We start from the raw sequence: 23,495 nt of genomic DNA, 5'->3' as shown, positions 1-23,495 counted from the left end.
CCACCGATGCCAATGAGACTCAACGACGTGAACGGTGACGCATCGATAGCCGCCTTCGGCTTCAAAGCCACATCCACCTCCACAAAGCCGGTTCACCTGGCCCAGGTAATCTTCAGCAACGTCTTAGGATCAACCCACCAGTCGGAAGACCTCATCACGTTCGTCGACAAACCTGGAAGCTCTCCTTCCAGCGAACTCGACGAGAAATACCACGACCTGTTCGAATCATCGCGTGACCTGAGCGACGAGCAACTGGACAATCTCCGTCGCCGGATGCGGAAGGTCCTGGACAACGACAACGCCCTGTACACCAGCACACCGCATTGGTCCGCCATGACCTCGATGAGCGACTGGTTCATCGCATACAGGACCATCGGTGTCTCTCCATCTCGATTCATCTACACGGTGATGCAGGAGTCTAACAGCGACATCGAGCAGAAACTCACGGACCAGCTCCGCGATCACCACGACGCCATCTCCCTACTCTTCCGCCCCCTCGCAAAGGACGGAGAGACGGACACCGTCACCGTCTCACCTTGGGATGAACCTGTCCTCGGTGACGCATTCGACGACGGCCAAATCGCGGAAGAGTTCGTAGACGGATTCGAAACCCTGTCGAAACACCTCAAGGATTCCAACGGCGACTACGACCTGAACTATGCCCGAGATCTCCGCCGAGTCGTCAAGTTCGGCGGATTCCTGATGTACGTCTACATGGCCAACCGGCACAACGAGATCCGGGAAGACGAAGGCAAAGATGAGCCTGTCCCACTCGTCTTCAACTACACCGGAAACAGGAACAACCCGGTTGCCGACGCCAGCCTCGAATCCTTCCGCGTCGTCGGGTCAGAAGTCCAGTTAGCTACCCGGCTCGGCGTCAAAAAGGTCCTCGACCGAGACGGCTACAAAGACTACAGCGAAGACGACGTCCTGCGCGAAATCGAGAACCAAAACTTCCTGGATCTCAACCGGAAGAAGGATGATAAAATCGACGAGGACTACGAAAAGTTTGAGCAGGTATTCCGGGCATCCCGCGACCCCGAGGAGGACACCACGTTCAACAGGTTAGTGGACGCGGTCAGTAACGTTATCCACGACTTCTCGAACCGGTTCGACACCTACACCCCGCAGGCCACTGCGCAAGCGTACGCCTGGCGTGCAGGGCTTCTCAAGCCACGTGGAAACCGGGCAAACAAGCGCCGCTATCAGCCCGATCCCGAGATGCTTGAACCTATCATCCTCTCGGTCATTGAACCTGGAAAACGGATGTCTCTCCAGGAACTGTCCGAGGAACTCCGTCAGCGGTACGGAATCATCGTTGGCGGCACCGAAGAAGACCGAAGCCACCTGGCCGAATGGGACATCAGGCTCGGTGCCAGTGCTTCAGAAAGCGACCCCCTGAACAACCAAAACTACGAGGGCTTCAAAGAAGCCGTGTCCAGCCTCGGATACGCTGAGGAATACGCGGACGGCGTCACGATTGTCTCTGTCCCCGAGGTGGAACAATGAGTGAATCCCAATCCCAGAACGGCTCGTATCAAACCAACGAGGAGCTAATCGGAGAAGCGATCGGCAGCGAGACGGTCGACCAATTGACCGAGGAGAACATCGGTGTCATCATCGAGTCTCCGCCCCGGTTCGACGCCGAGGCATTCGTCGAAACACTCTGCAGTAGCACCAGGTACGATGTCGGCCTGGCAATGGTGAGCATTGATGAAGCCGATGTTAACTCCCTTCAGTCCCAAGCCGACGGTTCCTCAGTCCGAATAACCGACAAGGTCAGTGTCGCTGTCAACTGGCGTAACGGCACGCAGACCGATTTCGATTGGGACGGGAGGATAGAACCCGAGAAGCTGGTAATCCTGGTCCGTGGCGACCACGCCCGGCTGAACTCGATGAAAGACTTCGAGGGCATGGTTGATCTGCCGCTGGCAGAGATCACCCGGGAAATCACTGACCGGATGCAGGCACACGACCAGTTCACCGACAGTCCCCCAGCCCAAGCAATCTGGGAAACCCTCGGATCCAGCCTCTACGACAGGTTCGAAATCCCTGCCATAGCAGACTACGCAAACGCCACCCTACAGGACAACGAACAGGCATCCCTCGACGCCCTTGGAACCGAACTCCATCGGCTTCGACTCTTCAACGACCCCGGGCTGAACAACCCAGACCAAATCCCTGACCGGCTCTCCGACAACCTCGACCTCGTACTCCGGGTCTCCCACATGTCGAACACGGACCGACGACGCCTGACAAACAGCGTCACCAAGGTCGACGACGCAAACAGGGAAGAACGAGAAGAAGCCGTCGCCAAACTCCGAAGATTCGAACGGACTGGAGACTCCGATATCCTGGCCGACCTCACCTACAACGAGGTCGACGAGATCTTCTCTACATCCGGCTCCTCCTCTTCCCGCCGATCCACAACCAGCACCCGTCGAGACAGTGAATCCGCCGGAGTCGAAGCCGTGTTCGACGGAGAGGACGAAGAACTGGAACGAGTTTCCAGCGAGTTCGACGAGAAATACCGGGAAGCCATAGAAGACGAAGAGAACAGGATCGACATCGAGTTCACAGGCGACGAACAGCTCGCCTTCGACGTCAACGACGACCTGTACTACTTCGTCGACCACTTCGTCACAGAGGAATCCTTCGGCGGAATCATCCACAACCCCGAAGACAAGCAAGACGCCATCAAGAACTTCCAAGCCCTCGAAACAGAACAGTTCAACCCGCGTGAAGAGGACAGCGCCTTCGAAAAACTCCGAAAGGTAGCTGAAAACACCGGGAAATTCGAGGACCTCGTCGACTCAATCAACCGGTACGTAGAAGCACGGACCGAACTCGTCGACGCACTACCCGGCCTCCTGTCAGCACCGCTGATCCGGCTACTCGGTGACGAAGACCTGCTTGAGTCTGCAGAAGAGTACATCGAGGCATACCGAGAAGTCCAGGACAAACTGGACAAGCAGTACCGTGAAATCCAGAACGTAAGCTCCGAAGGATCCTCGAAACTCCTCTCCGACTTCCTCCTCTTCGACACGATCATCTTCGAATACGAAGACGACCGTGAACTCGTCCTGTCACCGCTCCACCCCCTTCACCTCTGGAAATACTCCGAACTGGCACGGGGAGTGAACGACGAACACGAGTCGCTCACAGAAGAGGAACGGAACTTCCTGATCGACAGCGTCGAGGAACAACCCCACGTACTCCGTAGCATCCACGTCGGCGGAAACTACCGACTTGGCGAAGAAACCTACCTCGTACAGTCCGCCGAACTCGACCGGCTGCCAGTCTACACCCGTATAGACAACGCTGCAGAAGGCACGAACTCCAAGTTCTACGACTACGTCCTGAACAAGTTCGTATCGGCATACCCGCCATCCCAACGCCAGCTGCGGATCAGCGTTATCGACCCGCTTGACCCGATCGACCTGCTGGAAGACATCGTTGACCTGGCCGACAAAGAGAAGATCCAAGGTGCCACTGTCGAGTTCGTGTTCATCGAGGACGAGGAGAAGCCAGTCCTCAACGGAACTGTCTCACCCCAAACCTCAGAGGACATCATCAACCTGTTCGGCCCGGACAACGACTCCGGGAACTTCGAAATCGTCACGACCGAACACACCAGCTACGACTCGTACGCCGAGGACCTGACCGGCGACCCCAAGCACTTCATCCTGCTCAACGACCAGAGCAACTTCAGCATCCAAACCTTCGAACGAGACGCCGACACCAACATCCATCCACTGTACGTCCCGAAGGAGTTCGACTACGACCTCCTCGAAGACAAGATCAACATCTCGCCGTCGAAGGAAGGCGTGCTCTTCTCAGAGTACCAGGACCTGATCAACCAACTATACAATCAGCGTCAAGCTATCCACAACGCTGAGATCAACGAACTGAACGTCGACAAGGAGACCATCGACAAACTTCTCGACTCCGGGATCTGGGTATCGATCTCCTCCCCGCCGATGAACGGCAACCCGTTCTGGAAGGAAAACCTGATCTCCAGGGAACGACGCGGTGACCGTGACTTCGCCACGTACTCGGAAGACATCGACTACTTCCGACGGGTACTCCGCCGCATCATCAACGAATACCGGCTCGCTCCCGACGACACCGACCTCGAAGAAATCGCTGAAAGAATCGCAGATCTGCAGCAAAGCGGACTTCTCCGGCTCATCACGCGGGAAACCCTCGGCAGCGGAAAATCCCGTAACACGAAAGGGCTGCTTGGCTCGATCATCGCAGTCCAGTGGTTGCAACAGACACTGGCAGATCCCAAGCTAATCTTCTCCATCGACAACCCGCGGACCAGAGAATGGTTGAACCTGGGCGACAGCGAGAGCCGGGCAGACATCCTTACCGTCCAATTCGATGACGATGGCGGCCTCATCCTCGATATAATCGAGATAAAAACACTCGAGGAGACCAGCAGCGCGTACACAATCTCACGAGACGAGGACACACCGGTAATCAAGGGAAGTGCCGTCGACCAGGTATTCGAAACGACGGACACCATCCGCGGCTTGTTCACCGGCGACAGCAACATCACTACTTCGCCCCGGAAAGAAGCACTCCGGGAACAGCTGTACTACGAACTCACGTCCGCTGAAGCGATGGAGGGCAAGCAGGAATGGGCTGACCGCATCAACGACGTGTTCAAGGGAGACGCTCAGATCGAGATCAATCCCCGAATCATCTCCGTTGAAGTCACCGATGAAGGGACATCGGACGAACGCATCGACGGAGTCACGCCGAACGCACAGTCCATCCGACTCGACAGGCTTCCACGGCAGTCCATCAAACGCCTCATCGTCAGCGGAATCGAAGACCGGGAGGAGAAGCAACAAGACCAGGACACGGAAGAGCCAGACGTCGAAGAAGACGTCGAAGAAGAAATAGAGGAAGAAACTGAACCCGACGAATCCGAAGACGAAGTTGGAGAAGACGAGGAGACAGACGAAGAAGACGAGGAAGAAACGGAAGTCGAAGCGAAGCCCACTAAGCGGTTCGGCGACCCAGAAGAGTACTCAGAGCTAGTCGAGACCCTGAAACGGGTGCTCAACGACTTCAAAATCAACATCCGGGATATCGACCCAGATGACATCGAGGTCGGACCAAACGTCGTCCGGTTCAAAATCCGGTTAGCAGCTGGCGAAAAACAGAGTCCTCTGGAACAACGAACAGAGGACATCGCCCGGGAAATGGCGTTCGAGAAAGAACCCATCGTCCAGCGACTACCAGGCACAGAGTACGTAGCCCTGGACGTCCCACGTGAGAACAACGTCGCCGTACCCCTCCGCGACTACAGAGACCAGTACCTGCCTTCCAACGAGATCGACACTGCCTCACTGCCCTACCTCGCAGGAGTCACACCCGACGGGGAGGTTTACCGGTCCGATCTTTCCGAAGCCCCTCACATGCTGGTCGGAGGTGCCACTGGCGGCGGGAAAACCGTCTTCCTGTACTCGCTGATCTTCAACTTCATCGAGCAGAAAGGCGAGGACAACGTCGAGTTCGCCCTGGTCGATCCGAAGGAGACCGACTTCATCTTCTTCGACGCCCTGCCGAACCTTGCCAATGGTGAGGTGATCACCGACTCGGAGGACGCAGCCGACCTGTTCGAGTGGCTGGTCGACGAAGAAATCCCGCGTAGAAAACAATTGCTGCGGGAAAGCGTCTGCCGGGACATCGGAGAGTACAACGAGCAGAACCCGGACGACCAGATGAAGCCAATCGTCGTCATCATCGACGAATACAGCGACCTGCTCCAGCAGCTGGGAGAAGACGCTGACGACACCGAGGACAACGTGCGGCGTATCGCCCAGATCGCACGGGCGCAAGGCGTCCACCTCGTTATCTCGACCCAGCGGCCTTCGCACGAGGCCATCGACACGGATCTCCGTGCCAACCTGGACACCCGGGTAGCCTTCCGCCTCCCGAAGCAGTCCGACTCACGGATCCTGATCGACGAGGGCGGAGCCGAGGAACTCGGTGGCGACGGCGACATGCTGCTGAAAGAAGCAGACAGAACCACCCGTCTGCAAGGTCTCTACGTAGACTCCGACGACATCCGCGAACTCATCAACCAGTACAGATAGCCAAAGATACGTATTCCCTCAGAAGTGGTCGTCCGGCTCCGGATAACACAGCTCTGCATCCGGGAACTCCTCCTCGAACACGTTAATCCACGTCCGATACTCCACGTCAAGGAACTCCTCCACATCCAGGTCGTCGTAGTCGAACTCGATTACCGCGTCAAATTCGTAGCTGGCGTCAACGTCAGGATCTCGTAGAGCGTCGACGTCGCGTCCGTGGACGTGCATTTCGAAGTACCGGTCCTCCTTGTCCAGGAGCTCGCCGGTCCTGATATCATCGTACTCTCGAAGCCACGGTGCCAAAATCAGGCCCAGGTCCTCCTCGTCGACGTCCATCAGTTCCATGTAGTGGTCGACTCTCTGGACGGCGTTGACCGCGAAAGGAGAGCTCTCCGAAATCACGCACCACCCTCGTCAACTTGCTCTATGAAGATCGATACCCGTTCGTACAGGTAAGAGCTGATCATCAACGAGAAACCAGCAACACCGCCTGCGGGAACCCGGTAACCGATAGAAAGGACAACGGTCACCACGGCGATGAAGTACAGAGCCACCGTCACGTACACCTGGAAGTTATCCAGATCTTCTCTACCTGCCACTCGCAGTATCACCTCCGGTCTTCGACTTAGCTACGACACGAATCATCGATACCTCGGTGATATGGCCGCAGTCACTGCAGACCACCTTAACCCAGTCAATATTTGGCTTGTCTACCGAGTTCACCTGGAGGTCGTTGCCGCAGTCCTCACACTCAGGAGGCACTCGGATACTCCACCTCCGTCTGTATCCTCGTACTGCAGAACCGGCACTTCCGCGGCTTCCTACAGGTTTTCTGAATCCGTGTCCCACACTCAGGGCACTCCGGGTCGTCCTCAGAAAACTCCAAGCCCTCCAACGGGATCGTCGTAGTAATCTTATCGCCGGCCACGAGAAACACGACCTCCTCCTCAAAGTTCACGAAGCCACGCTTGTAGCCCTTGGACAAGGTGTAGGGGACCGCCTCTCTCAATACTTCGTAGGAGATACCATTTTCAGGGTCAATCCGCATCGTATGCCGGAAATCAGCGTGGTTCGACACACTGTAAGTCTGACCGTTAAATTCCTTCCTCAGATTCCTCACCTCCAGTGACTACAGGCTTCGCCAGTTCCCGGACACGCTCCTTGACCTCATCCAGCTGGTCCTCAGGCCACTCCAGAACCAGTTGAATAGCGTCCTCCACATTCTCCTCTATTACGTGCTCCGAACCAGTGAGATGGTCCAAGTTCTCCAGTAAAACCTTCTGAGGATCTGGAACATCTACCTCCGAACTCGAATACTCCCGTAACTCCCGCTGCTGTCTTAGTTCCTCCACCGAGGGACGAGTAATCCTGAGAAGACTTCTTGCAGCGTCGACCGGCTCCGTCATCACCTCAGTTCCTCACCTCACAGGTAGAAGCTGCCTTCTTCGGCTTCCTCCAGAGGAAGCTTGGACGGGTTTTCTGCCTCCACGTGTCCTTCTCCGGGCACACTCACGCTGCACATCTCATCATCACAATCTACCTTCTAATGTGTGAAAGTGATTTAAAAAGCGAATCCCTACCCCCACAGAATTGTATCATCACTTATTTCAAATCTTCAGGTCAGATTCCTGTATCACCTCACTCAGTTTCTCCTCGAAGGTAGGCTCTCTGGCCTCGATTACTATGTACATGATCACCAGGGAAACCAGTACAAGGGGATGCCCTATGAACTCGGCAATAGGGACTTCCGCGTAATCACTGAACGATACCGGGATCTCTATGGTCCATGGAATGTATCTCCCTGCACCGACTGAAAGACCGATGAGCAAGATGTAGAGTTTCTGCGCCAGTTCGTAGTCTTTCACCGATTATCCCTCGTTGCGAAATCCTTCCGTCAGGCGATCAATCATCTTCTCCAGTTCACGAGCAGTCCTGTATGTCGAAACAGAGATGCTGTTACTAGTCCACCATCCGTTTTCTCGATGTTTCTTGGTATTCAGATGGTAGACCGGTAGAAACCAGAGCTTGCTGTAATCGTCTGTCTTCAGACGAGAGCCGTCTGGCCTCTCTCCAAGAAGCTTCTTTAGCCGATTTTCAAGATATTGTACGAGATCGTCGCCTTCAGCGTTGTGTACCACCGATAATACCACTTAGACATCAATTTCTCAAACTGATTTAAAAAGTAAACCCGCATACTGCTTCAGGGTGGACATCAAATCGACACTGGCGCTCCGGAAACAGTCGAGTTCCACGACGCAGAGTACCAGTTCCTTGGAAAAGACGCAGAACAAGGCTACCTACACTTCTACCGATACACACCCGAACACGCAGAAGTCATACTCGCCAGCCCCGACCAGGAAGGCCAGCTCCAGCAAGACGATGCCTGGAGACTGGACCACGGCGACCCCAAAGCACGGCTTCAAGACTACGTTTACCAGCAGCCCTGGGAAGACGTCATCGATAATCTGGAGAACCACGGCTACCGCTCACTGCCCGACCCGGAGTTCGACCCAGGACTGAATGACGCACTCGGCGGCTCCATCCTACTCGACGACGGCGACTACGTGCTTCCGTTCCGGGCACCGTTCTCCACCGCAGCGGACATACTCGAATCAAAAACCGAGGACTCGAACGACATCTACGTCGACTACCGACCCGACTTCCTCGAACTCACACCAGAAGCCGCTCTGGAGAAATACCAATTGACCGCCGAGCTACGCGGCACCAACGAGATAACCGGGACGAAGATCCTGAACGAGATCCACGTACTGGACCGGGGCAGCGAAGAGGTCTACGACACCTTCCACGTAGACGACCTGGCCGAGGACCACTTCATCGAACGGCTTTCCGAGGTCGACGGCGTCGATTCATCTCTTGCTGAACTCTTGATCGACGAATACACCAACTTGAGAACGATCTCCTGGGCCACGACCAGCGACGTCACCCATCTCGAGAACACGTGGGACATCGACGCTCACAGCCTATTCGAAGAACTTCAGAAAGCCGGAGTCTACAGGAACGAGCACAGCCCTGACTCTGGGGTCCTGCAGATGCCGGAACGAGTCAAAAAAGAATACGGACTCGAAGAAGACGAACAGGAAGACGAGGACGGCGAAGAAACGGAGCAGATCGGCCTCACTGACTTCTAGCCTCAGTGCTTCCCGGTTACGGGAGACTGAGCGAAGGAAGATCCAAGAGACACACCGAATCGTACCGGTCGGATTTCCGAAGCTCGGTGAACTCAGACTGGATCACTGCCTCCAGGTCACCTTTCTTGTCGTCCAGCAGCTTGAGGGTCAATCCGTTTCCGCTGTTGTCCTTCGGCAGTGCACCTACATTCAGCGAACTGTCGACGATTGGGTCGTCACCCTGCCTTTTCTGCAGGACCCGGGCACCACGATCCAACACGAACCCGGTCTGGTCGAACTGGCTTGACGTGAACCAGGTAATCGGGATCTTATCATTCCCTCGGATATACGAATCGTTGTTCACTCGCAACCTGTACTCCATCTCATCAGGTAGAAGCACATGGACAGGACTGCTCAACGGCTTCAACGTCTTCTTCATCAAGTCCTTCGAGAACTCTGAGCCATCCACCTGCTCCTTCACATCCGCCTCGGCTTCCAACCAGTTCAGCAGTTTGTCCTGCTCGAAGGAAGTGATATCGTCGACATCCCTCTTCACCTGCTCAGCTGCGATGCCCCGATCGAACTGCTTCACCTTCAGCTTAGGACTCACGCGGCGTCTCTCCAAAGGGATATTCGCAGAACCGTAATCGTCGACATACGTGGCGTCTCCAAGAAGCGTCTTCTCACCGTAATACTCCATCACACCATCAACGAACTTCTGAACATTATCCGGCGTCAGTTGCATAACTGCTCTGAGACAGGTAGACGTGGTAAAGGTTCATGCACAGTAACCGCCCGGGACGTTACATATAATAGTAGTACTGCGGTTTGACCGTGATTCCCCGTTTGTCGGCCTCTGCAAGGATCGCGCCGACAGCCTGCGCCACACGGATCGTGACCGGCTTCTTTTTCGAAAAGTCGGACGTGTTCCAGTCCAGCTTCGTGAACGAGAGAATCTCCTCACATATCTCGTCGTACGAGCTGTGGCATTCCTCCGGATCTGGCTCAACGGTGATCGGGGCCGGGATGCGAGGACCTGGATACGTCTGAATGGCCGGAGTGTAGCCCTGTGTGTAGAGGTAGTGTTTGTCCTCGCCTTTCGGAGTGACTACTGTCCCACGAAGCGGCGGGTAATTCCCTGAACTGTACAGCCTGACTGGGTCGCCGTCGCGCACCGTGACGAAGTCCAGTTTGTCGATGTCTCCAGCCCCTCGTTTGAACCCTTCTCGTTCACCGGGCTTGAACCGGGAAGTCTTGTGAAGCACGAACCTGCTGGGCTCGGCTCCTCGACGCTTCCTCTTGTACTGGTCAAGGATCTGCCCGACAATCTCCTCCGCACTGTCCTCGGTCAAGTGGTTGTTTCCTGTTGACTCGTCTCTAATTGCTTGGCCGCCGCGAAGCACGAAGCTCTCCCCGGTGCCCAGGAAAACCTGGGCGAGTGAAGCCCGTGTCTGGCTCTTATCGCCGTGCCGCACACGGTAGAATGAGATCCCGGCGTAGCAGGTGTCGTTCTCCAGGTGCCCCAGCTTCCAGGGATGGCCCTCACGTGACTTGTAGAGCATCGCCACGGCGAGATTCCAGGCAACCTCGGCCTTCTCCTGTCCCTCATCGTCATCGAACCGGAGAGAACTCGGTCGAATCAGCTGGGTGGGGACGTCATACTCGAGGCCGAACGTCTTAATCCGGTCGTGGAAGTCAGTGTCCCCCGCTTTCATCTTCTCCTTGCTCTTGTCCGGGTGAGTACAGGCTTCCTCGATCTCCTCCGGCAGCGAAATAACAAGTACGTTCGGAGGCGGGTCATCCCCGGAAAGATCCTTGATATAGATCTCCATTAAGTCAAGCAGAGTCTCTACGCTCTGGTCAGTCGTGGGCTCGTCAGTAACGAGTTTGACGTCGCTCGGCGGCATCTCCCACGTCCACCTGTCCAGCATCGTGAAGCTGGCACGGAAGGCAGAGTCGGTGCCCAGGGCCGGGAACGGAGGCTTGTGCCTTTGAGGTTCTTCCTCCTCCCGGGGGATCACCGTCTCCATCTCAGTGAACAACCGCTTGACCGCGCTGATGGAGTGACTGGTCCCGATGAACCCGACATAGATATCGTTGTGGTTGTTGCCTTCCCCAGGCGACCACGGCCCGTGTTTCAGCAGGCCGGCGCGAGGATCCTTCGCTTCACCATCTCCGAACTTCAGAGACGGCTCGCCCAGCCACCGTGCATCGAAATCAGTCATTGTGATCACCCAGTTTCTGCTGAACCGAATCAGTGTCCCGAGTATCGATTGCCTCCCGTGTCCCGGCGGGACGCTTCCCGATCGAGATCTCAGTGATACGTCGGAACCCGATTATCTGACCACTGGTATCCTTCGCCCGGTTGTGGATTCCCAGGATCTTCCGCCAGTGGTTATACCTGCTGTACGTCTGACTGTTGTTGTACCGGTGCTGCGGGAAATTATCGTGGAGACTTCCCTTTCTCTCACCTCTGATCAAGGTCATGTGCTCTCCGTTGTCCGTAAAGTGGTCCTTGATCAATACGAAGAGGAAGTAGTCGTCGTTCAAACGCCGGACGTTCAGCTGGGCAGTCCGGTGACGAACAAACCTGGAAGAGGCATCACTGAAAACCCGGGAAACCTGCTGACCCCGAACTTTCTCGACCTCTTTCTCTAGAGGTCCGTGCTCGAACATCAGGTAGTAGTCGCCACGGTACCGGAACGCCACACAGTCGTCCAACTCGTGGTTCTCCACGGTCTGCCTGCAGATCTCCCGAGTCAGCAAGGACGAAGCCAGATCTGTGTTCTCTTCGTCCTTAGCCCAGTCCTCGAAAGACTCAGCTGAAACCGTATCCATCTCCACGACCGACTCCACGTAATCCGGGAAATCCTCGGGAGGCAGCAAGCTGAATACCTTGTTCGACCGGAACCGGACTGCCTCCGTATCCTCAATCAGGTTCGTAACTCCCTGGAAGAAGTTCGGAACGTCCACGTCCCCGATATAGATGTTCTCTGGCGGACTGTTTATCTCCGCGAAGTTCGGTCTCAGCTCCTCTCGCTTGTTGATCGGTTCCCTTTCCTCGGTGAAGGTGTCGTGCTCGTACCGGTCACTGCGTTCCAACTCCTCCGTAGCCTGCTGGACCTTCGCAGGCGACATCTGATGGACAGTTGTGACCTCTGTAACGAAGTGGTCAAAATCCTCGTAAGGGTAGCTGTTGAACTTGTCTTCCTCAGCCTCGTCCAGATCCGCATCATCCTGGACCCGCTGATAGAAGTCCTTTACAGCCTCATCCTTCTGCTTGACCACCTTGAAAATCCGCTCCCACTTCTCCGGAGCCCGGAGATACCGGACGAAAATATGCAGGTCGAACCGGTGTTCCGCAGAAATTTCCTGATACTCGATCATGTACCGGGCAAACTCGGCCAGGAAATCCGGATTGGTCCGAGTCAGCTTCGTGTCCTTCGTCTCGATCCACAGATCTTGGTTCCCGTGTTCATGAGCCCGCCTGATAATCAGGTCGGACGTGATGCTGTCGTCCTTCGAGTCCGCGACAACATTGTATTCACGGGCCTCCCAGTACCTGCGGACAAGATCCTTGTAGAGTTCGCCGTGATGGTGGCTTGCCTCACGCCCGCCCTCGTGGTTGCGAAACATTACTGAAGTTGACCGTAGAACGGCGTCGAAGTGATAAGTTCGTTTGGGTCTTTTAAGAGAACGCCGCCTCATGTAGGCAAACTACAAGTAATTTGCGCTCAGAGCGGTCAGTAATGAGCTTAGAGGATCCCAGTGATATTGACCTGGGAGACGTCGCCGCCATCCTTTTCGACGAATTTGGAAGATCCAGTTCGATGGACGCAAAGACGTTCCACAAAACCACGTACTTCATCGAGAAGAAAATCAACGACCTCGGATGTGACTTCGACCTCCCCTACTTCTGGTACAAATTCGGGACGATGACCGTCACCCAGAATAGTCCTGTCACGATCCAATACGACGAGGAGGAGTCAGAAGTCCTCTGCTCCAAGAGAACAGACGACCTCTCACTGACTACACGGCAAGAAAACATCATCAGAGACGCCACCAGATACGTACTCGAGGACCACGATGATATCGGGACGGAGGGACTCACGGACAGAATGTACGAGGAGGACGCACCATACGACGCCCAGAGAAAATACCGGAAACTGGATGACTTCGTCCAGTGGCAGCTCTACAAGAAAGACGACGACGAGACAAGCTTTGAACGGGACGAAATCCACCGATACGTCAACGAGTTCATCGACGCCTTCCCCGAAGACGAATACCCGCAGTACGTAAACGACCTCTACCTCTGGTACGACCTCCTCAGCAACCGCCTCAACGACCCAGAAACCACTCTCGGAGACATCGAAGAACTGGTCGAAATCTTCTGGTCCCTCTTCACCCTGGAACTTGCAGTCGATATCGACACCGGCCTCTCCAAGGAAGAAATCCAGCGAGAACTGGGGATAGGCGACCTGGAGAACCGGAAGCAGTACTTTAGAAACGAGCTCCATGAGCAGGAGCGCGAACACTTATACATCGAGGACGAGAGCGACCACTTAGTCGAAGCAGCAGATACAGTGATGACGTCTCAACTGGACTTTACAGAGGTTAACGCAGACTGAGGAATGGCGAGCTACTACGTAGACACGAACGTCCTTGTCGGATACACCTTTCTGCACAACCGGTGGCAAGACCATACCCGCCGCCTCATGGCGTCAGAAAACACTCTGTACGCCGGCAACACTGTTCTCTACGAATACTGCGTCAACGTCGGCCACGGACCGAGAGACGGCGAACCCCTCGACTGGTCAAAGGAAGACGGCGTCATCGGCAAGGAAAAGCGGAAGCTCCGGAAACGGAAACGCTTCACCTACCTCGAGCTCAAGACCAAGGATGAGGAGGACCTGGATCCAGACTCGGTTTCCGAAGTCTTCATCGACAAATTCGATGTAGAGGACCAAATCAAGCACAAGGTCGAGAACTACTTCGAGAAAGAACTCGATCAAAGCTGCACCTTAGACGACGTCGAAGACTCTCTAAACAAACTCATCAACCGGATCAACAGCACCGCTATCGACCGGAAAGACGAGGTACGGCAACGGGTCAAAATCCGTCGCCGCCGAGACGACAAGGACTACTCCACGCCCTGCTCCCAGATGAGCAGGATAATCGACGGCGATGAAGATGAATATTCCCCTGACGCAGAGGTCCTAACCGACGCAATGGACCTGAAAGATAGGTACCTCATCGACACTGTCGTAACCGGAGATAAAGGAGATATGATCTCCAACAAGGACAAACTGGAGCCGATAACCCGGTTGACCCTCGTCTACCTGAAAAATAAGTTCGCCCACCAGGATCCCGAGATTGACGAAGAGATTCCTATAGACCAAGAACAGGACTAATCCATCTCTCAGCCCTTCGAGTCACCCGCGTATTTATCATCATTCCCGCACGAGAACCAGAGAAGAACGATGACCGACACGAAATACGCTCCCAGCCCCATCAAGTGTCGAGAGTGCGGCGAAGAACTCGAAACGATCGAGAAAGGCCACCTCCAGAGCCAGAACTGCACCGGCGAAGTAGACGACGTCGAGGACTACCGGGCAAAGTACCCGGACGCACCCACACGGACGACAGAAATGCGGGACAAGATAATCGACAGTCTATCGTAGCTCACAGAACAGAAGTCAATGCTTCCTTCGCGGACTTGACTGCAGATCTACCTACTTCTGCCAGGTCTTCAGCTGTATCCCGAACCCTGTCGACAACGGATCTCTCCTGAAGCCGTCGAAGCCGCTGCAATTCTTCAATCATTTTCTGGTTCTGCCTGTCCAGCCGCTCTCCCCGCTTCTCAATCGCCGACTGAAGCTCCGACGTCGTCAACGTCAAATCCGTGACCGTGCCTCTGACCGTCCCCAACTCGTCCTCCATACTTTCGACCTGTGACTCCACACCGCCGACTTCCTCCCGGACCAGTTGCCGTGTCGACTCAACCTCCTCACCGATCTTGTCCTCCAGGGATTCGATGTCCGTGTTGACGTCATCCTTCAACTGGGAGAACTCTCTCCGAGTGCCGTCGACACGGCCTACAGCATCATCCACACGTTCTTCGACATCGCTGATCCACTCCCGGTTCTGCTGCAAACCCTCCGATACCCCGTCGACCTTCCCGTCCAGCCGAGTCACCTGACTCTCCAACGAACTGATGTCGTCCTGGAGACCATCGACAGAATCCTCGACGTCTTCGACCCGGCTCTCAAGTTCTTCTGCATCCAGTTCAACAACCTTCTGCAGTTCATCCCTGTTGCTTCGGGTCCACTGAGCCGCAGTAAAATCCTGGGGCTTCACACCGAGACAGGCCAGCCACTTCACCGCCTGCTTCATATTCGTGATGTGCCCGGCACCGAACTGGCTATGCGGAAACTCCCCCTCCGCTACGTCGTTACCCAGGCCGTCTTCTGGACTGGTGTCGACGTGGAAGACTCGCTCCCCTTCGTCGTTCTTCACCTCAAAAAGGGAGTTTGGTGAGTCGTCCTGGAACTCGGGATTCTCCTGGATCCACTCCGCAAACTCGTTCCGGACATCACCCCACTCCTGCGTCGACAACGGCATCGACACATCCAACGGAGAACTCCTGACCTTCACCGGGAACACGGACTCCAGCCAATCCACCGCCTCCTGCCGAGTATTCCACCACTCATCCAGGACATCGAAAACATCCCTCTCGCTTGACGGCAAGCTGTACCGAACCAGAACCGAGTTCTCGAACAAGATCAACCGCACCGACTTGAAGTGAACCAATTGACCCCGCTCCGACTGCTCCCGATGCGGCAACTCCTTCTCCACCGACTCCCAGCCGATATCCTTCTCAGCGAGAATCGCCTTCCGATCACCCCAATCCAAGTCACCAGGCGCATCCCCCTCCTTCCGGCGAACCTCCTCACGCCACCAGCACTTATGCGGACGAACCTCTGGCGACTCCACCTCACCGAACCCACCGACATCATCCCCGACCGTCGACAGATTCAGGGGCACGTCAACTTCCCGGACCACCGCCCGTCCTTCGTCGGTCAGGGCGTAGTTGACTGCGTTGTCCGGGTGTTCCTGGATCGGCTTCAGGAAGCGTTGCTCGGAGTGGTACTTCTTCGGGACGTTCTGTTTCTGCCCGGAGAGTCCTTTCAAGGCTCGTCTAACAGTTCGAGGTGAGAAGTCGTCGTCAGTATATTCGGTGAGATGGTCGGCCATCTTCTCGGCAGACCATCGATTTGCAACTGCTTTCAGAAACCAGGACTGGATAGAATCTACACGGTGGGGTCGGTCAGATACCTCCGACAGATTTGCGATTCGATACCACCCCGTGTCTAATCATGGAATCGTGTTGAGGAATACTCGATTTTAAAGATTCAATTGAAATCAAGGCCGACCCACCCCTGTTTCAGGTGGGCTCTGCAGCCATCGAGTCCGGAGCCAGGTACAGGTTTTCCTCATGGAGATGCTCCATCAAATCTTGGCGTGTGGACTCACTGAAATTGATAGTTATCTCACGCGTCCGGCCATACCTTCCCTTGGACACCGTCTTGGCCTGGATGATACCTTGCATATCCATCTTCTTGATGTGTTCACTGATCGATCTCTGAGACAGCATCTCACTCTCTGAAAGGTCAGCCCGCTTCCTGCAGATCTCCTTGTAATTCTCGTAGACATCGCCGGTTGCGAGCTTGCCTCCAGAGTAATTCGCTATAATGGCGTACAGAGTGATCTTGTTGTGCTTCGGCAGACTTTTGATCGCCTCCAGAATTTCGTTCGTTTCCAGGGCCTCGTGTGCCGGATCGACGTGATCCTCTTTCCTTATTTCACCGTCTCCGTTCTCATCAGCCAGTTCACCTGCTTTCCGCAAGAGTTCAATCGCTCTTCTGGCTGAAGCACTATCACGAGCCACCAGGGAAGCCGTGGCGAAGATTGCCCCGCTATCAACTACACCAGGCTGGAAAGCCTTCTCCGCCCTTTTCTCAAGGATGTTCCTCAGCTGGAGGGCGTTGTAGCTTGAGAAGTGAAGTCCCTCTCTCCCGAAGCGGTCCTTGACTTTGGACGAGAGATCTCCGGGAACGCTGGAATCGTTGGTGATACAGATCAGAGTTAACCCTGCCTCTGCATCGGAGTTCTTCAATTTCTTCCTCACCTCTAACAGCTGTTTTAGCATTGAGTTCCCGTGACTCGCCGGCTTCCCCTCCTTCTTGTTCGACATCAACCGGTCGACTTCGTCGAAAGTAATGACGAGGTAGATCTCCTCCTGCTTCAATTTCTCAACGAGTAGGTCGTAGTAGAAGGAGAGATTTGTCCCTTGGTATGGCTCCGTCTTCTTCTCGGGAACAAGTTCCAAGGCACGGGATAGCTTCTGTAACGTGTCTCTCTCCGACTCGAGGTCGTTGAAGTATTCGTGCCGGAAGTTCTGGTGCTCGTCCATATTCCGGGAGAGTTCGTTGACGGTTATCCGGGCACACATCGTTTTCCCGAGCCCGGTGTCCCCGGTTATCATCATGTTCCTCCCGGAGTTCCCGTTAATCATGTGACGCAGGCCGGACGCTATGGTCTGCATCTCCTCTTTTCTCTCTACGAACTCGTCGGGACCAGGAATCCTATCAGGGTCGAGGATATCGATGTCTGCGAAGATTTTGCTGTCGTTGTTGTCTTGGAAGAGTCCGAAGTCTTCCTGTTTCAGTTCTGTTTTCGAGTCTTCTCCCACTTTTCTTCACCTTGGTTGTGGTTTATGTAATATCTTTTTTATATCCCATCCCTTCCCGTGCTTCAAGTGGAGAATCGTTCGAGTGGAAGAGGAAGCCCCCTACCCTTTCGAGTGGAACTCTATAATATACTAACATACTCAGTATAACAGTGAATTGTAGTATAGTACATAGGTCATATCAGTCAATTCCCACATCATCGAACTCAGTCAAAATTATAGCGGCGTAATATCCAGGAACTCTCGCCAGATCCCGTTTTCCAGTCGAAAGGGTAGGGCCTCCTAAATCCCTACCCAGAACTAACCATCAAAGAATCTCCAAGGGGTGTTACCCCCTCTAACGAACGAACTCCTTCTGGGATCGCTCCCGCATCAACTTGGAGATCAGAAAAGCTCTCTCAGTCGCCTTCATCTCCTTGAACTTGTTCTTGTACTTCCGAATCGTCTCCTTCGACACACCAGCTGCTTCTGCAGTATCCTTCTGATTCATCCGAACGATCGCGTCAACGTAGTCCTCCGCAATCTCCCGAGTCAACGAATACTCCGAGAGGATGTCGTCTACAAGACTCACTGCGGAGACTCACCTCCATTGTATTTCTCTATGTCTTCCCTCGGATCTCTGTCCGTCTTGGACTCGAATATCTCCTTGCATCGGTTGCAGACCTTCACGAACTGCGGGTTACGTATCGTGGAGTTTTCACAGCCCGCCAACTCCTTCAGAGAATGTATAGACCCGGTAGAGGTTTCCTGGCCGCATAACGACGTGTACACAGTTTTATCGCTCGAATCTTCCGGGTACTTCCGTTCCTCTCTGTGCTTCTCCTTGACCAGGTGACGGGTGTTGATAGTCCGGACTCTAAATGACTTGAAGAACAGTTGCTCCTGGAACAACTTATCTGGGTCAAACATCTTCTCCACGGCTTTCTGCTCCTCACCACTTATCATCGATAGAGCTGCACCTCCTGCAGACGTAGATGAGCGATTACAATCCACATAAGGAGATTCACGCAGGTGAGCGTAACCGTCCAATCCTTCTGAATAGCAGCGTAAATAATCCCGAGTAAAACCATGACTCCAGCTATGTAGTCCAATAGCCACTCCTTCTCTGTCAGGTTCACTCCGGATTCTCACCTCCTACTTCGAGTTCTTCCCAGCCGATCGAGGCGGCCATGTAGTACGTGTCGCCCATCTCGACGACGTCACCGACTGACATCGACCGGATACCGTGGACGTAGTCCGGTTCACCTACCTCGTTGAACGGATCGTATCCGTGGTTATCTGCGGCGTGCTGAATTGCTTGGTCGCTGCCGATCTGGTAGGTGTCGCAGGGCTCGCAGTACCGCATCTCCAGGAACTCCTGTGATTCCTGGCCGCTGCCACGATTCCACTCCGCCCAGAGCTGCTCCAAATCCTCCGGCTCTTCCTCCAGCTCCCGGACTTCACGGTACAGATCCTCGAACTCTGTCGCATCAAGGTCGGGGATATCGTTGTCGAATCCGTGGAGGTCGTGGAACAATTCGGTAGCCGGGCCACGGTCCTCAAGATGCCAGCCAAGATAATCTACAGTAGCTTCTCCCACTACCGATTCTCACCTTCTCCAAGAATCTCGTTTAGTCTTTCCTCTGCTTCTTCAGCACTGCCATCATCCGGTTTTCTCTTTGAGTGGTCGTAGAATCCTAAATCCTGTATCTGTACCTCCGAATCAAAGCAGTCGTTTTCCTCGACGTGTTCTTCTCGGATTTTTTTGGCCTTCTCCTCATCCCTGATCTCTGTGTCTATGATTCCGTGGTTCTTGCATCCAACTCTTAGATAGCCGTCTTCACTCACTGTCTACCGCCTCCTTCTGTGACTTCGTCAGCTGGGAATTGGTTTTGTAGATTCTTGTCCCACTTCCGTAGGAAGTCGTCCATCTCGAGCCCGTCCTCGTCTCTCTGGTAAATTGCCGGGTGCTGAGTATATTCTATCGGCGTCCAGTCCTCCGGATCGGATACGTCGAACCTGACTTCTGGGTCGCTCATACGGTCCATCCGCTGCGTGTAGTGCTGTTCGACGCTGAGAACGTTGTCGTAGACTTTCTCGATGGCCAGGTCGTTGAAGGCTTCTCCGCCGTCGTAGCTGTAGGACTCGTTGATGTCCATTTCCTCTACGCTGGTGCCTTCGGCTTCGAGAATCTCGCGTACTGCTTCCATCTACTCTTCACCTACTGCGAGCTCGTCCAGGATCTCGTCTTGTCCCAGGTTTTCCAGCTGATCATAGAACTCGTGGGCCGCTTCTTCACTACTGTAGACAGAGTCGTTGTATCCGACAGTGCCGCCGAATACGATCCACTCCTCGGTGATTTCTCCGTTCTCCAGAAGCGGGCTGTATTCGACTCTGTAGGAGTCTGTCTCCTGGTCGTAGGTTAGCCGTGCCGCGATTCCTTTGTCCTCGTGTTTAGCTGGGCCTTCCAGTATCTCGTTGACCTCATCCACTACTGATTCTCACCTACGAGGGTATCGGATGAATCCGAGTGTTCTGCTGGCTTTTTGGATGACGGCTTCCTCGTTGACGTGGTTGTCCTGGTTTTCGTCTATTACTGGTTGAATATCCCGGTTGCCAGGTTCTACTTCTGGTTTTCCTTTAGATTCGTCTACGGCGCTTCGGTTCGCCACTCCAGTTGCGTCTGAGCTTGTTGTACTCATGGTTTCCACAGTGGTATATATGACAACTTTCTTTTAAATAAGTGTTGTCTATATTACCACATAATTAATAATGATAGTTATGCGGTCTGGCCGCCGGTCCCCGAATCAACGGACACTGCCTCTAGATCTGTGAAGTGTCTCTCGGCAACCTCCCTGCGGAGGAAGTCGATCAGCTTCAATTTCTCAGATAGGGACAGACTGTTCCAAGATTTTTCGATCTTGTTCACCGTGTTCCTATCCACCTCGAGTTCTTCGGCTGTGTCGGTCTTGTTGTTGCCGAGTGCCTCTACCAGGTATGAGGATAGCACGGTGACTTGGCGGTCTGTGTCTCTGCCGTGGAATGGGAATTTCTTGAGTATAGATTCGATCTCGCGTTCTTGTTCGGATGTAATTGGTAGTTCACCTGGGAAAGGGTTGACCGAATTATCTTTATATGCATTATGCTGATGCGGTGCGTGATTCCGGCGACCTTCTCACGGGTGCGTGTACGCGGATACGCGCAAAGGCTCAAACAGGAACAAACTCTCCGGGGAAAACAGGGGCGGCAACAAGTACGGCGGTTCAGAAAAAATAGGGCGCGAAAAAGAGAAAGAAAGAGGGGAAAATGGGAAGGGGTGCAGTTAGAACTCCTGAATGGAAATCTGAGTGGTGACGTTCATCGGTCTGATGAACTCCTCATAAATCTCTTCGATAACAGTCTTCAAGGATTCTACCGACTCCTTGAGGGTCTCCTCGGAGTACGTTTCTGGAATCTGGAAAACAACTCCTTCGCTCAGTCCAACGGTGCGTAGCAGTCCAACGTTTATCTTCCCGCTCTGCACGTAGTCACTGCCGAACTTGTCGTGCTTGTCGCTGAAATACTCGGCAAGGTCGGATTCACCGTTTCTCTCGTACTGTCGAAGGTAATAATCGTGGTAACTGTCTCCGCTCTTCCATTGACTGGATTGCTCGGTTTCTTCGGTCTGGAAGAAGTCTTCGAGTTCTTCTGATCCTTCTATGTAGAGTTTGAGTTTCCCTGATTTTTGTCGCTGGACAAGGGCGCGGAATATCCCGTCCTCATCCATCTCAGTTTCCCGGTATTGTTGTAGTGTGTCGGGCATTGTACGGTTGTTTCACCTCAAATAGTCACTATGATTATACTTTTTTAAAGATAACATCACAGTGTTGGTATAGGTGACAAACGATTTCAGGACTATGGATAGACCAAATAGGAGTAGAAGTAGAGTGCGGCATTGACGACCGCACAACCCCGACAGAACGGGCAATACCCTACTTCAACTCCGTACACGACGGCTCTCTAAGAACCGAAAAACCCCACGCAAAACGCATCGAATACGTCTCCGAACCGCTCAGTTACCCAGACGGGCAAAACAGGCTCGAAGGCTCTCTAAACCAGTTATACGAGATAATCTCGGAGATAAACGCCTCAATGGGACTGCATATCCACGTCTCATTGAACAACGACCGAGATTACTACCGACTCGCATCCCTCAAGTTCCATAACTGGTTTATCGACCGCCTCAAGGACTCAGACCTCTGGGACACCTGTCCACGACTCAGAAAACGGGTGAGAAACGAAGACCTCCATCCATTTGACCCGGATTCCACTTACGGGTACTACTGCCGCCCGTTAGAGAATAGCTGGATGATAGACAGTCAGCTAAAGAGCCGGAGGCAGAAATACCGGAGAATCACGTTTATGAAAGGGAAATACGACACCATCGAGTTCCGGCTATTCCCCGCCATGCAGTCAGCAGAAGACGTGATGAACGCGGTCAATATAGTGACGACATCGATCAACTCATACCTACGTCAAGGACTCTACAACGACACTTTAGAAGCCGAACTTACAGCAGAATCAATTCAAAACAGCTCAGAAACCAGCTACAACTCTACAATTCAAGAACAGGTGAACTACAATGTGTGAAATCTTCTTCCTACACAACCCCACAGGAACAATCAAAACCTCCAACCTAATCCGACTGCTCCACGTCGCCGTCCATGAAGCCGCGCCGAGAAACAGCGACGGATTCGGAGTATTCAATGAAGACAGAGAAGTCTACAAGAGCGAAGAACAACTCGGCTTCGAGGACATCGAAGAAATCGTGGAGAGATACAAGGACAGCCGTTTTATCGTCCTACACCTTCGTTTAGCGACTCAAGGCGCGGTCTGCTTCAAGAACAGTCACCCGTTCAAGCACCGGGAGAACGTTCTCGTCCATAACGGCTCAGTCACACCGGAAAACCACTTCAAGGATGGGAGAGCCGACAGCTACCAACTCCTGAGAGACATCTACAAACGGAAAGACCGCGATACAGTGAACGCGGTTCAAAACTCCTTGAAGAACACCTCTGGCAGCGTCTCAGTCTTCCTATACGACTACAAAGGCGACCTCTACTACTTCAGAGATGGCAGCAGATTCCAATTTGCCCGGATCAAAGACACAGGAGAACTCGCGGGAGCAACTGTAGGACACCGCCTGGACTCAGCATTTGGATGGGAGAACCTCAGATACAGCGAACCCGAGGAAGAAACCGTCTACCAGATCGACCAGAAAATCAAGAAAGCCGACCAGTTCCACATGGAACCTCAGATAGTCACCGACCGAAGCGACTCAGTCTACTCCAGTTTCGGATGGGGAAGCTACGAGGAAGATGTGGAGTACGAGGATGAGGACGAGGAATTGATTCAGGAAAGCGACTGGGATGAGTACCAGCGGAAATTAGAGATGTATCGTCAGCCGCACCGCTGACTTTCTCCGCGCCCACATTTTCCCTCTCTTTTTTCTTCAACTCAGCTGCTCTTTTCTCTCAGTTACGACCTACC

27 protein-coding genes are annotated in these 23,495 nt (G+C 53.9%); 8 read left to right on the top strand and 19 right to left on the bottom strand.

Annotation, left to right across the window (positions count from 1 at the left end; genetic code table 11):
• Positions 1-12 precede the first annotated feature (12 nt).
• Positions 13-1,509: a hypothetical protein gene (locus tag RJT50_RS03760; RefSeq protein WP_313694211.1), complete on the top strand. Its 1,497-nt coding sequence runs from the start codon at positions 13-15 to the stop codon at positions 1,507-1,509.
• Positions 1,506-6,113, top strand: coding sequence for a DNA translocase FtsK (locus RJT50_RS03755; RefSeq protein WP_313694209.1), 4,608 nt, complete (start codon positions 1,506-1,508; stop codon positions 6,111-6,113). Before RJT50_RS03760 ends, RJT50_RS03755 begins: the two co-directional genes overlap by 4 nt.
• 18 nt (positions 6,114-6,131) lie before the next feature.
• On the opposite strand, the gene RJT50_RS03750 is transcribed toward RJT50_RS03755, so the two are convergent.
• From RJT50_RS03750 to RJT50_RS03730, 5 genes are all read right to left on the bottom strand, one after another.
• Positions 6,132-6,512 (bottom strand): hypothetical protein, encoded by a 381-nt coding sequence (locus RJT50_RS03750; protein ID WP_313694207.1) that lies wholly within the window; start codon positions 6,510-6,512, stop codon positions 6,132-6,134.
• Positions 6,509-6,709 carry a hypothetical protein gene (locus RJT50_RS03745; RefSeq protein WP_313694206.1) on the bottom strand — a complete coding sequence of 67 codons (201 nt, stop codon included), beginning with the start codon at positions 6,707-6,709 and terminating at the stop codon, positions 6,509-6,511. The genes RJT50_RS03750 and RJT50_RS03745 overlap by 4 nt, the downstream gene beginning before the upstream one ends.
• Positions 6,710-6,861: 152 nt before the next feature.
• Positions 6,862-7,158, bottom strand: a complete 297-nt coding sequence (locus RJT50_RS03740) for a hypothetical protein (RefSeq protein ID WP_313694203.1) — start codon at positions 7,156-7,158, stop codon at positions 6,862-6,864.
• A 46-nt stretch (positions 7,159-7,204) separates the two neighbouring features.
• On the bottom strand, positions 7,205-7,516 hold the full coding sequence (locus RJT50_RS03735) for a hypothetical protein (RefSeq protein WP_313694202.1): 312 nt from the start codon (positions 7,514-7,516) through the stop codon (positions 7,205-7,207).
• Between the two features lie 201 nt (positions 7,517-7,717).
• The gene (locus RJT50_RS03730; RefSeq protein WP_313694200.1) at positions 7,718-7,975 is read right to left on the bottom strand and encodes a hypothetical protein; all 258 of its coding nucleotides are present in this window, start codon (positions 7,973-7,975) and stop codon (positions 7,718-7,720) included.
• A gap of 699 nt (positions 7,976-8,674) precedes the next feature.
• Between RJT50_RS03730 and RJT50_RS03725 the strand changes: the two genes are divergently transcribed.
• Positions 8,675-9,259, top strand: coding sequence for a hypothetical protein (locus RJT50_RS03725; RefSeq protein WP_313694199.1), 585 nt, complete (start codon positions 8,675-8,677; stop codon positions 9,257-9,259).
• A 16-nt stretch (positions 9,260-9,275) separates the two neighbouring features.
• On the opposite strand, the gene RJT50_RS03720 is transcribed toward RJT50_RS03725, so the two are convergent.
• The 3 genes from RJT50_RS03720 to RJT50_RS03710 are packed head-to-tail and all read right to left on the bottom strand — an operon-like array spanning position 9,276 to position 12,874.
• Positions 9,276-9,983: a hypothetical protein gene (locus RJT50_RS03720; protein ID WP_313694196.1), complete on the bottom strand. Its 708-nt coding sequence runs from the start codon at positions 9,981-9,983 to the stop codon at positions 9,276-9,278.
• A gap of 58 nt (positions 9,984-10,041) precedes the next feature.
• Positions 10,042-11,463 (bottom strand): argonaute/piwi family protein, encoded by a 1,422-nt coding sequence (locus RJT50_RS03715; protein ID WP_313694194.1) that lies wholly within the window; start codon positions 11,461-11,463, stop codon positions 10,042-10,044.
• Positions 11,456-12,874 carry a hypothetical protein gene (locus RJT50_RS03710; protein ID WP_313694193.1) on the bottom strand — a complete coding sequence of 473 codons (1,419 nt, stop codon included), beginning with the start codon at positions 12,872-12,874 and terminating at the stop codon, positions 11,456-11,458. The genes RJT50_RS03715 and RJT50_RS03710 overlap by 8 nt, the downstream gene beginning before the upstream one ends.
• A 113-nt stretch (positions 12,875-12,987) precedes the next feature.
• Here RJT50_RS03710 and RJT50_RS03705 point away from each other — a divergent pair, with 113 nt between their 5' ends.
• The 3 genes from RJT50_RS03705 (at position 12,988) to RJT50_RS03695 (ending at position 14,919) form a co-directional block, all read left to right on the top strand.
• Entirely contained in the window at positions 12,988-13,866 is an 879-nt protein-coding gene (locus tag RJT50_RS03705; protein WP_313694191.1) for a hypothetical protein, read from the top strand.
• 3 nt (positions 13,867-13,869) lie between these two features.
• Entirely contained in the window at positions 13,870-14,649 is a 780-nt protein-coding gene (locus RJT50_RS03700) for a hypothetical protein (protein ID WP_313694190.1), read from the top strand.
• A 69-nt stretch (positions 14,650-14,718) separates the two neighbouring features.
• Complete coding sequence (locus RJT50_RS03695) at positions 14,719-14,919, top strand: hypothetical protein (protein ID WP_313694188.1); 201 nt, start codon at positions 14,719-14,721, stop codon at positions 14,917-14,919.
• A gap of 1 nt (position 14,920) precedes the next feature.
• Here the strand turns inward: RJT50_RS03695 and RJT50_RS03690 are convergent, their stop codons facing one another.
• From RJT50_RS03690 to RJT50_RS03640, 11 genes are all read right to left on the bottom strand, one after another.
• Positions 14,921-16,492 (bottom strand): hypothetical protein, encoded by a 1,572-nt coding sequence (locus tag RJT50_RS03690; RefSeq protein ID WP_313694187.1) that lies wholly within the window; start codon positions 16,490-16,492, stop codon positions 14,921-14,923.
• A gap of 190 nt (positions 16,493-16,682) precedes the next feature.
• Positions 16,683-17,990, bottom strand: a complete 1,308-nt coding sequence (locus RJT50_RS03685) for a Cdc6/Cdc18 family protein (RefSeq protein WP_313694185.1) — start codon at positions 17,988-17,990, stop codon at positions 16,683-16,685.
• A gap of 334 nt (positions 17,991-18,324) precedes the next feature.
• On the bottom strand, positions 18,325-18,558 hold the full coding sequence (locus RJT50_RS03680) for a hypothetical protein (protein WP_313694183.1): 234 nt from the start codon (positions 18,556-18,558) through the stop codon (positions 18,325-18,327).
• Entirely contained in the window at positions 18,555-18,932 is a 378-nt protein-coding gene (locus tag RJT50_RS03675; RefSeq protein WP_313694181.1) for a hypothetical protein, read from the bottom strand. Before RJT50_RS03675 ends, RJT50_RS03680 begins: the two co-directional genes overlap by 4 nt.
• A 169-nt stretch (positions 18,933-19,101) precedes the next feature.
• The gene (locus RJT50_RS03670; RefSeq protein ID WP_313694179.1) at positions 19,102-19,566 is read right to left on the bottom strand and encodes a hypothetical protein; all 465 of its coding nucleotides are present in this window, start codon (positions 19,564-19,566) and stop codon (positions 19,102-19,104) included.
• Entirely contained in the window at positions 19,566-19,814 is a 249-nt protein-coding gene (locus tag RJT50_RS03665) for a hypothetical protein (RefSeq protein ID WP_313694177.1), read from the bottom strand. The genes RJT50_RS03670 and RJT50_RS03665 overlap by 1 nt, the downstream gene beginning before the upstream one ends.
• Positions 19,811-20,176 (bottom strand): DUF6908 domain-containing protein, encoded by a 366-nt coding sequence (locus RJT50_RS03660; protein ID WP_313694176.1) that lies wholly within the window; start codon positions 20,174-20,176, stop codon positions 19,811-19,813. The genes RJT50_RS03665 and RJT50_RS03660 overlap by 4 nt, the downstream gene beginning before the upstream one ends.
• Entirely contained in the window at positions 20,177-20,458 is a 282-nt protein-coding gene (locus tag RJT50_RS03655; protein WP_313694175.1) for a hypothetical protein, read from the bottom strand.
• Positions 20,459-20,467: 9 nt separating this feature from the next.
• Entirely contained in the window at positions 20,468-20,668 is a 201-nt protein-coding gene (locus tag RJT50_RS03650) for a hypothetical protein (protein ID WP_313694173.1), read from the bottom strand.
• 77 nt (positions 20,669-20,745) lie between these two features.
• The gene (locus tag RJT50_RS03645; RefSeq protein ID WP_313694171.1) at positions 20,746-20,976 is read right to left on the bottom strand and encodes a hypothetical protein; all 231 of its coding nucleotides are present in this window, start codon (positions 20,974-20,976) and stop codon (positions 20,746-20,748) included.
• Between the two features lie 312 nt (positions 20,977-21,288).
• Positions 21,289-21,768 carry a hypothetical protein gene (locus tag RJT50_RS03640; protein ID WP_313694170.1) on the bottom strand — a complete coding sequence of 160 codons (480 nt, stop codon included), beginning with the start codon at positions 21,766-21,768 and terminating at the stop codon, positions 21,289-21,291.
• A gap of 83 nt (positions 21,769-21,851) precedes the next feature.
• Here RJT50_RS03640 and RJT50_RS03635 point away from each other — a divergent pair, with 83 nt between their 5' ends.
• Together RJT50_RS03635 and RJT50_RS03630 are read left to right on the top strand one after the other, a co-directional pair.
• Positions 21,852-22,595 (top strand): amidoligase family protein, encoded by a 744-nt coding sequence (locus RJT50_RS03635; RefSeq protein ID WP_313695917.1) that lies wholly within the window; start codon positions 21,852-21,854, stop codon positions 22,593-22,595.
• Complete coding sequence (locus RJT50_RS03630; RefSeq protein ID WP_313694169.1) at positions 22,588-23,421, top strand: class II glutamine amidotransferase; 834 nt, start codon at positions 22,588-22,590, stop codon at positions 23,419-23,421. The genes RJT50_RS03635 and RJT50_RS03630 overlap by 8 nt, the downstream gene beginning before the upstream one ends.
• Positions 23,422-23,495 lie beyond the last annotated feature (74 nt).

Source organism: Halobaculum sp. XH14, assembly GCF_032116555.1.
Taxonomy (GTDB): domain Archaea; phylum Halobacteriota; class Halobacteria; order Halobacteriales; family Haloferacaceae; genus Halorarum; species Halorarum halobium.
The sequence above is the reverse complement of the archived record's forward strand: the minus strand, read 5'-3'. Positions and strand labels throughout refer to the sequence as shown.

Coding starts and splice junctions, on each gene's coding strand:
- RJT50_RS03760 (WP_313694211.1), top strand. CDS start 13: ATGAGACTCAACGACGTGAACGGTGACGCATCGATAGCCGCCTTCGGC.
- RJT50_RS03755 (WP_313694209.1), top strand. CDS start 1,506: ATGAGTGAATCCCAATCCCAGAACGGCTCGTATCAAACCAACGAGGAG.
- RJT50_RS03740 (WP_313694203.1), bottom strand. CDS start 7,158: ATGCGGATTGACCCTGAAAATGGTATCTCCTACGAAGTATTGAGAGAG.
- RJT50_RS03735 (WP_313694202.1), bottom strand. CDS start 7,516: ATGACGGAGCCGGTCGACGCTGCAAGAAGTCTTCTCAGGATTACTCGT.
- RJT50_RS03720 (WP_313694196.1), bottom strand. CDS start 9,983: ATGCAACTGACGCCGGATAATGTTCAGAAGTTCGTTGATGGTGTGATG.
- RJT50_RS03715 (WP_313694194.1), bottom strand. CDS start 11,463: ATGACTGATTTCGATGCACGGTGGCTGGGCGAGCCGTCTCTGAAGTTC.
- RJT50_RS03710 (WP_313694193.1), bottom strand. CDS start 12,874: ATGTTTCGCAACCACGAGGGCGGGCGTGAGGCAAGCCACCATCACGGC.
- RJT50_RS03705 (WP_313694191.1), top strand. CDS start 12,988: ATGAGCTTAGAGGATCCCAGTGATATTGACCTGGGAGACGTCGCCGCC.
- RJT50_RS03700 (WP_313694190.1), top strand. CDS start 13,870: ATGGCGAGCTACTACGTAGACACGAACGTCCTTGTCGGATACACCTTT.
- RJT50_RS03695 (WP_313694188.1), top strand. CDS start 14,719: ATGACCGACACGAAATACGCTCCCAGCCCCATCAAGTGTCGAGAGTGC.
- RJT50_RS03690 (WP_313694187.1), bottom strand. CDS start 16,492: ATGGCCGACCATCTCACCGAATATACTGACGACGACTTCTCACCTCGA.
- RJT50_RS03675 (WP_313694181.1), bottom strand. CDS start 18,932: ATGATAAGTGGTGAGGAGCAGAAAGCCGTGGAGAAGATGTTTGACCCA.
- RJT50_RS03660 (WP_313694176.1), bottom strand. CDS start 20,176: ATGGAAGCAGTACGCGAGATTCTCGAAGCCGAAGGCACCAGCGTAGAG.
- RJT50_RS03650 (WP_313694173.1), bottom strand. CDS start 20,668: ATGAGTACAACAAGCTCAGACGCAACTGGAGTGGCGAACCGAAGCGCC.
- RJT50_RS03640 (WP_313694170.1), bottom strand. CDS start 21,768: ATGCCCGACACACTACAACAATACCGGGAAACTGAGATGGATGAGGAC.
- RJT50_RS03630 (WP_313694169.1), top strand. CDS start 22,588: ATGTGTGAAATCTTCTTCCTACACAACCCCACAGGAACAATCAAAACC.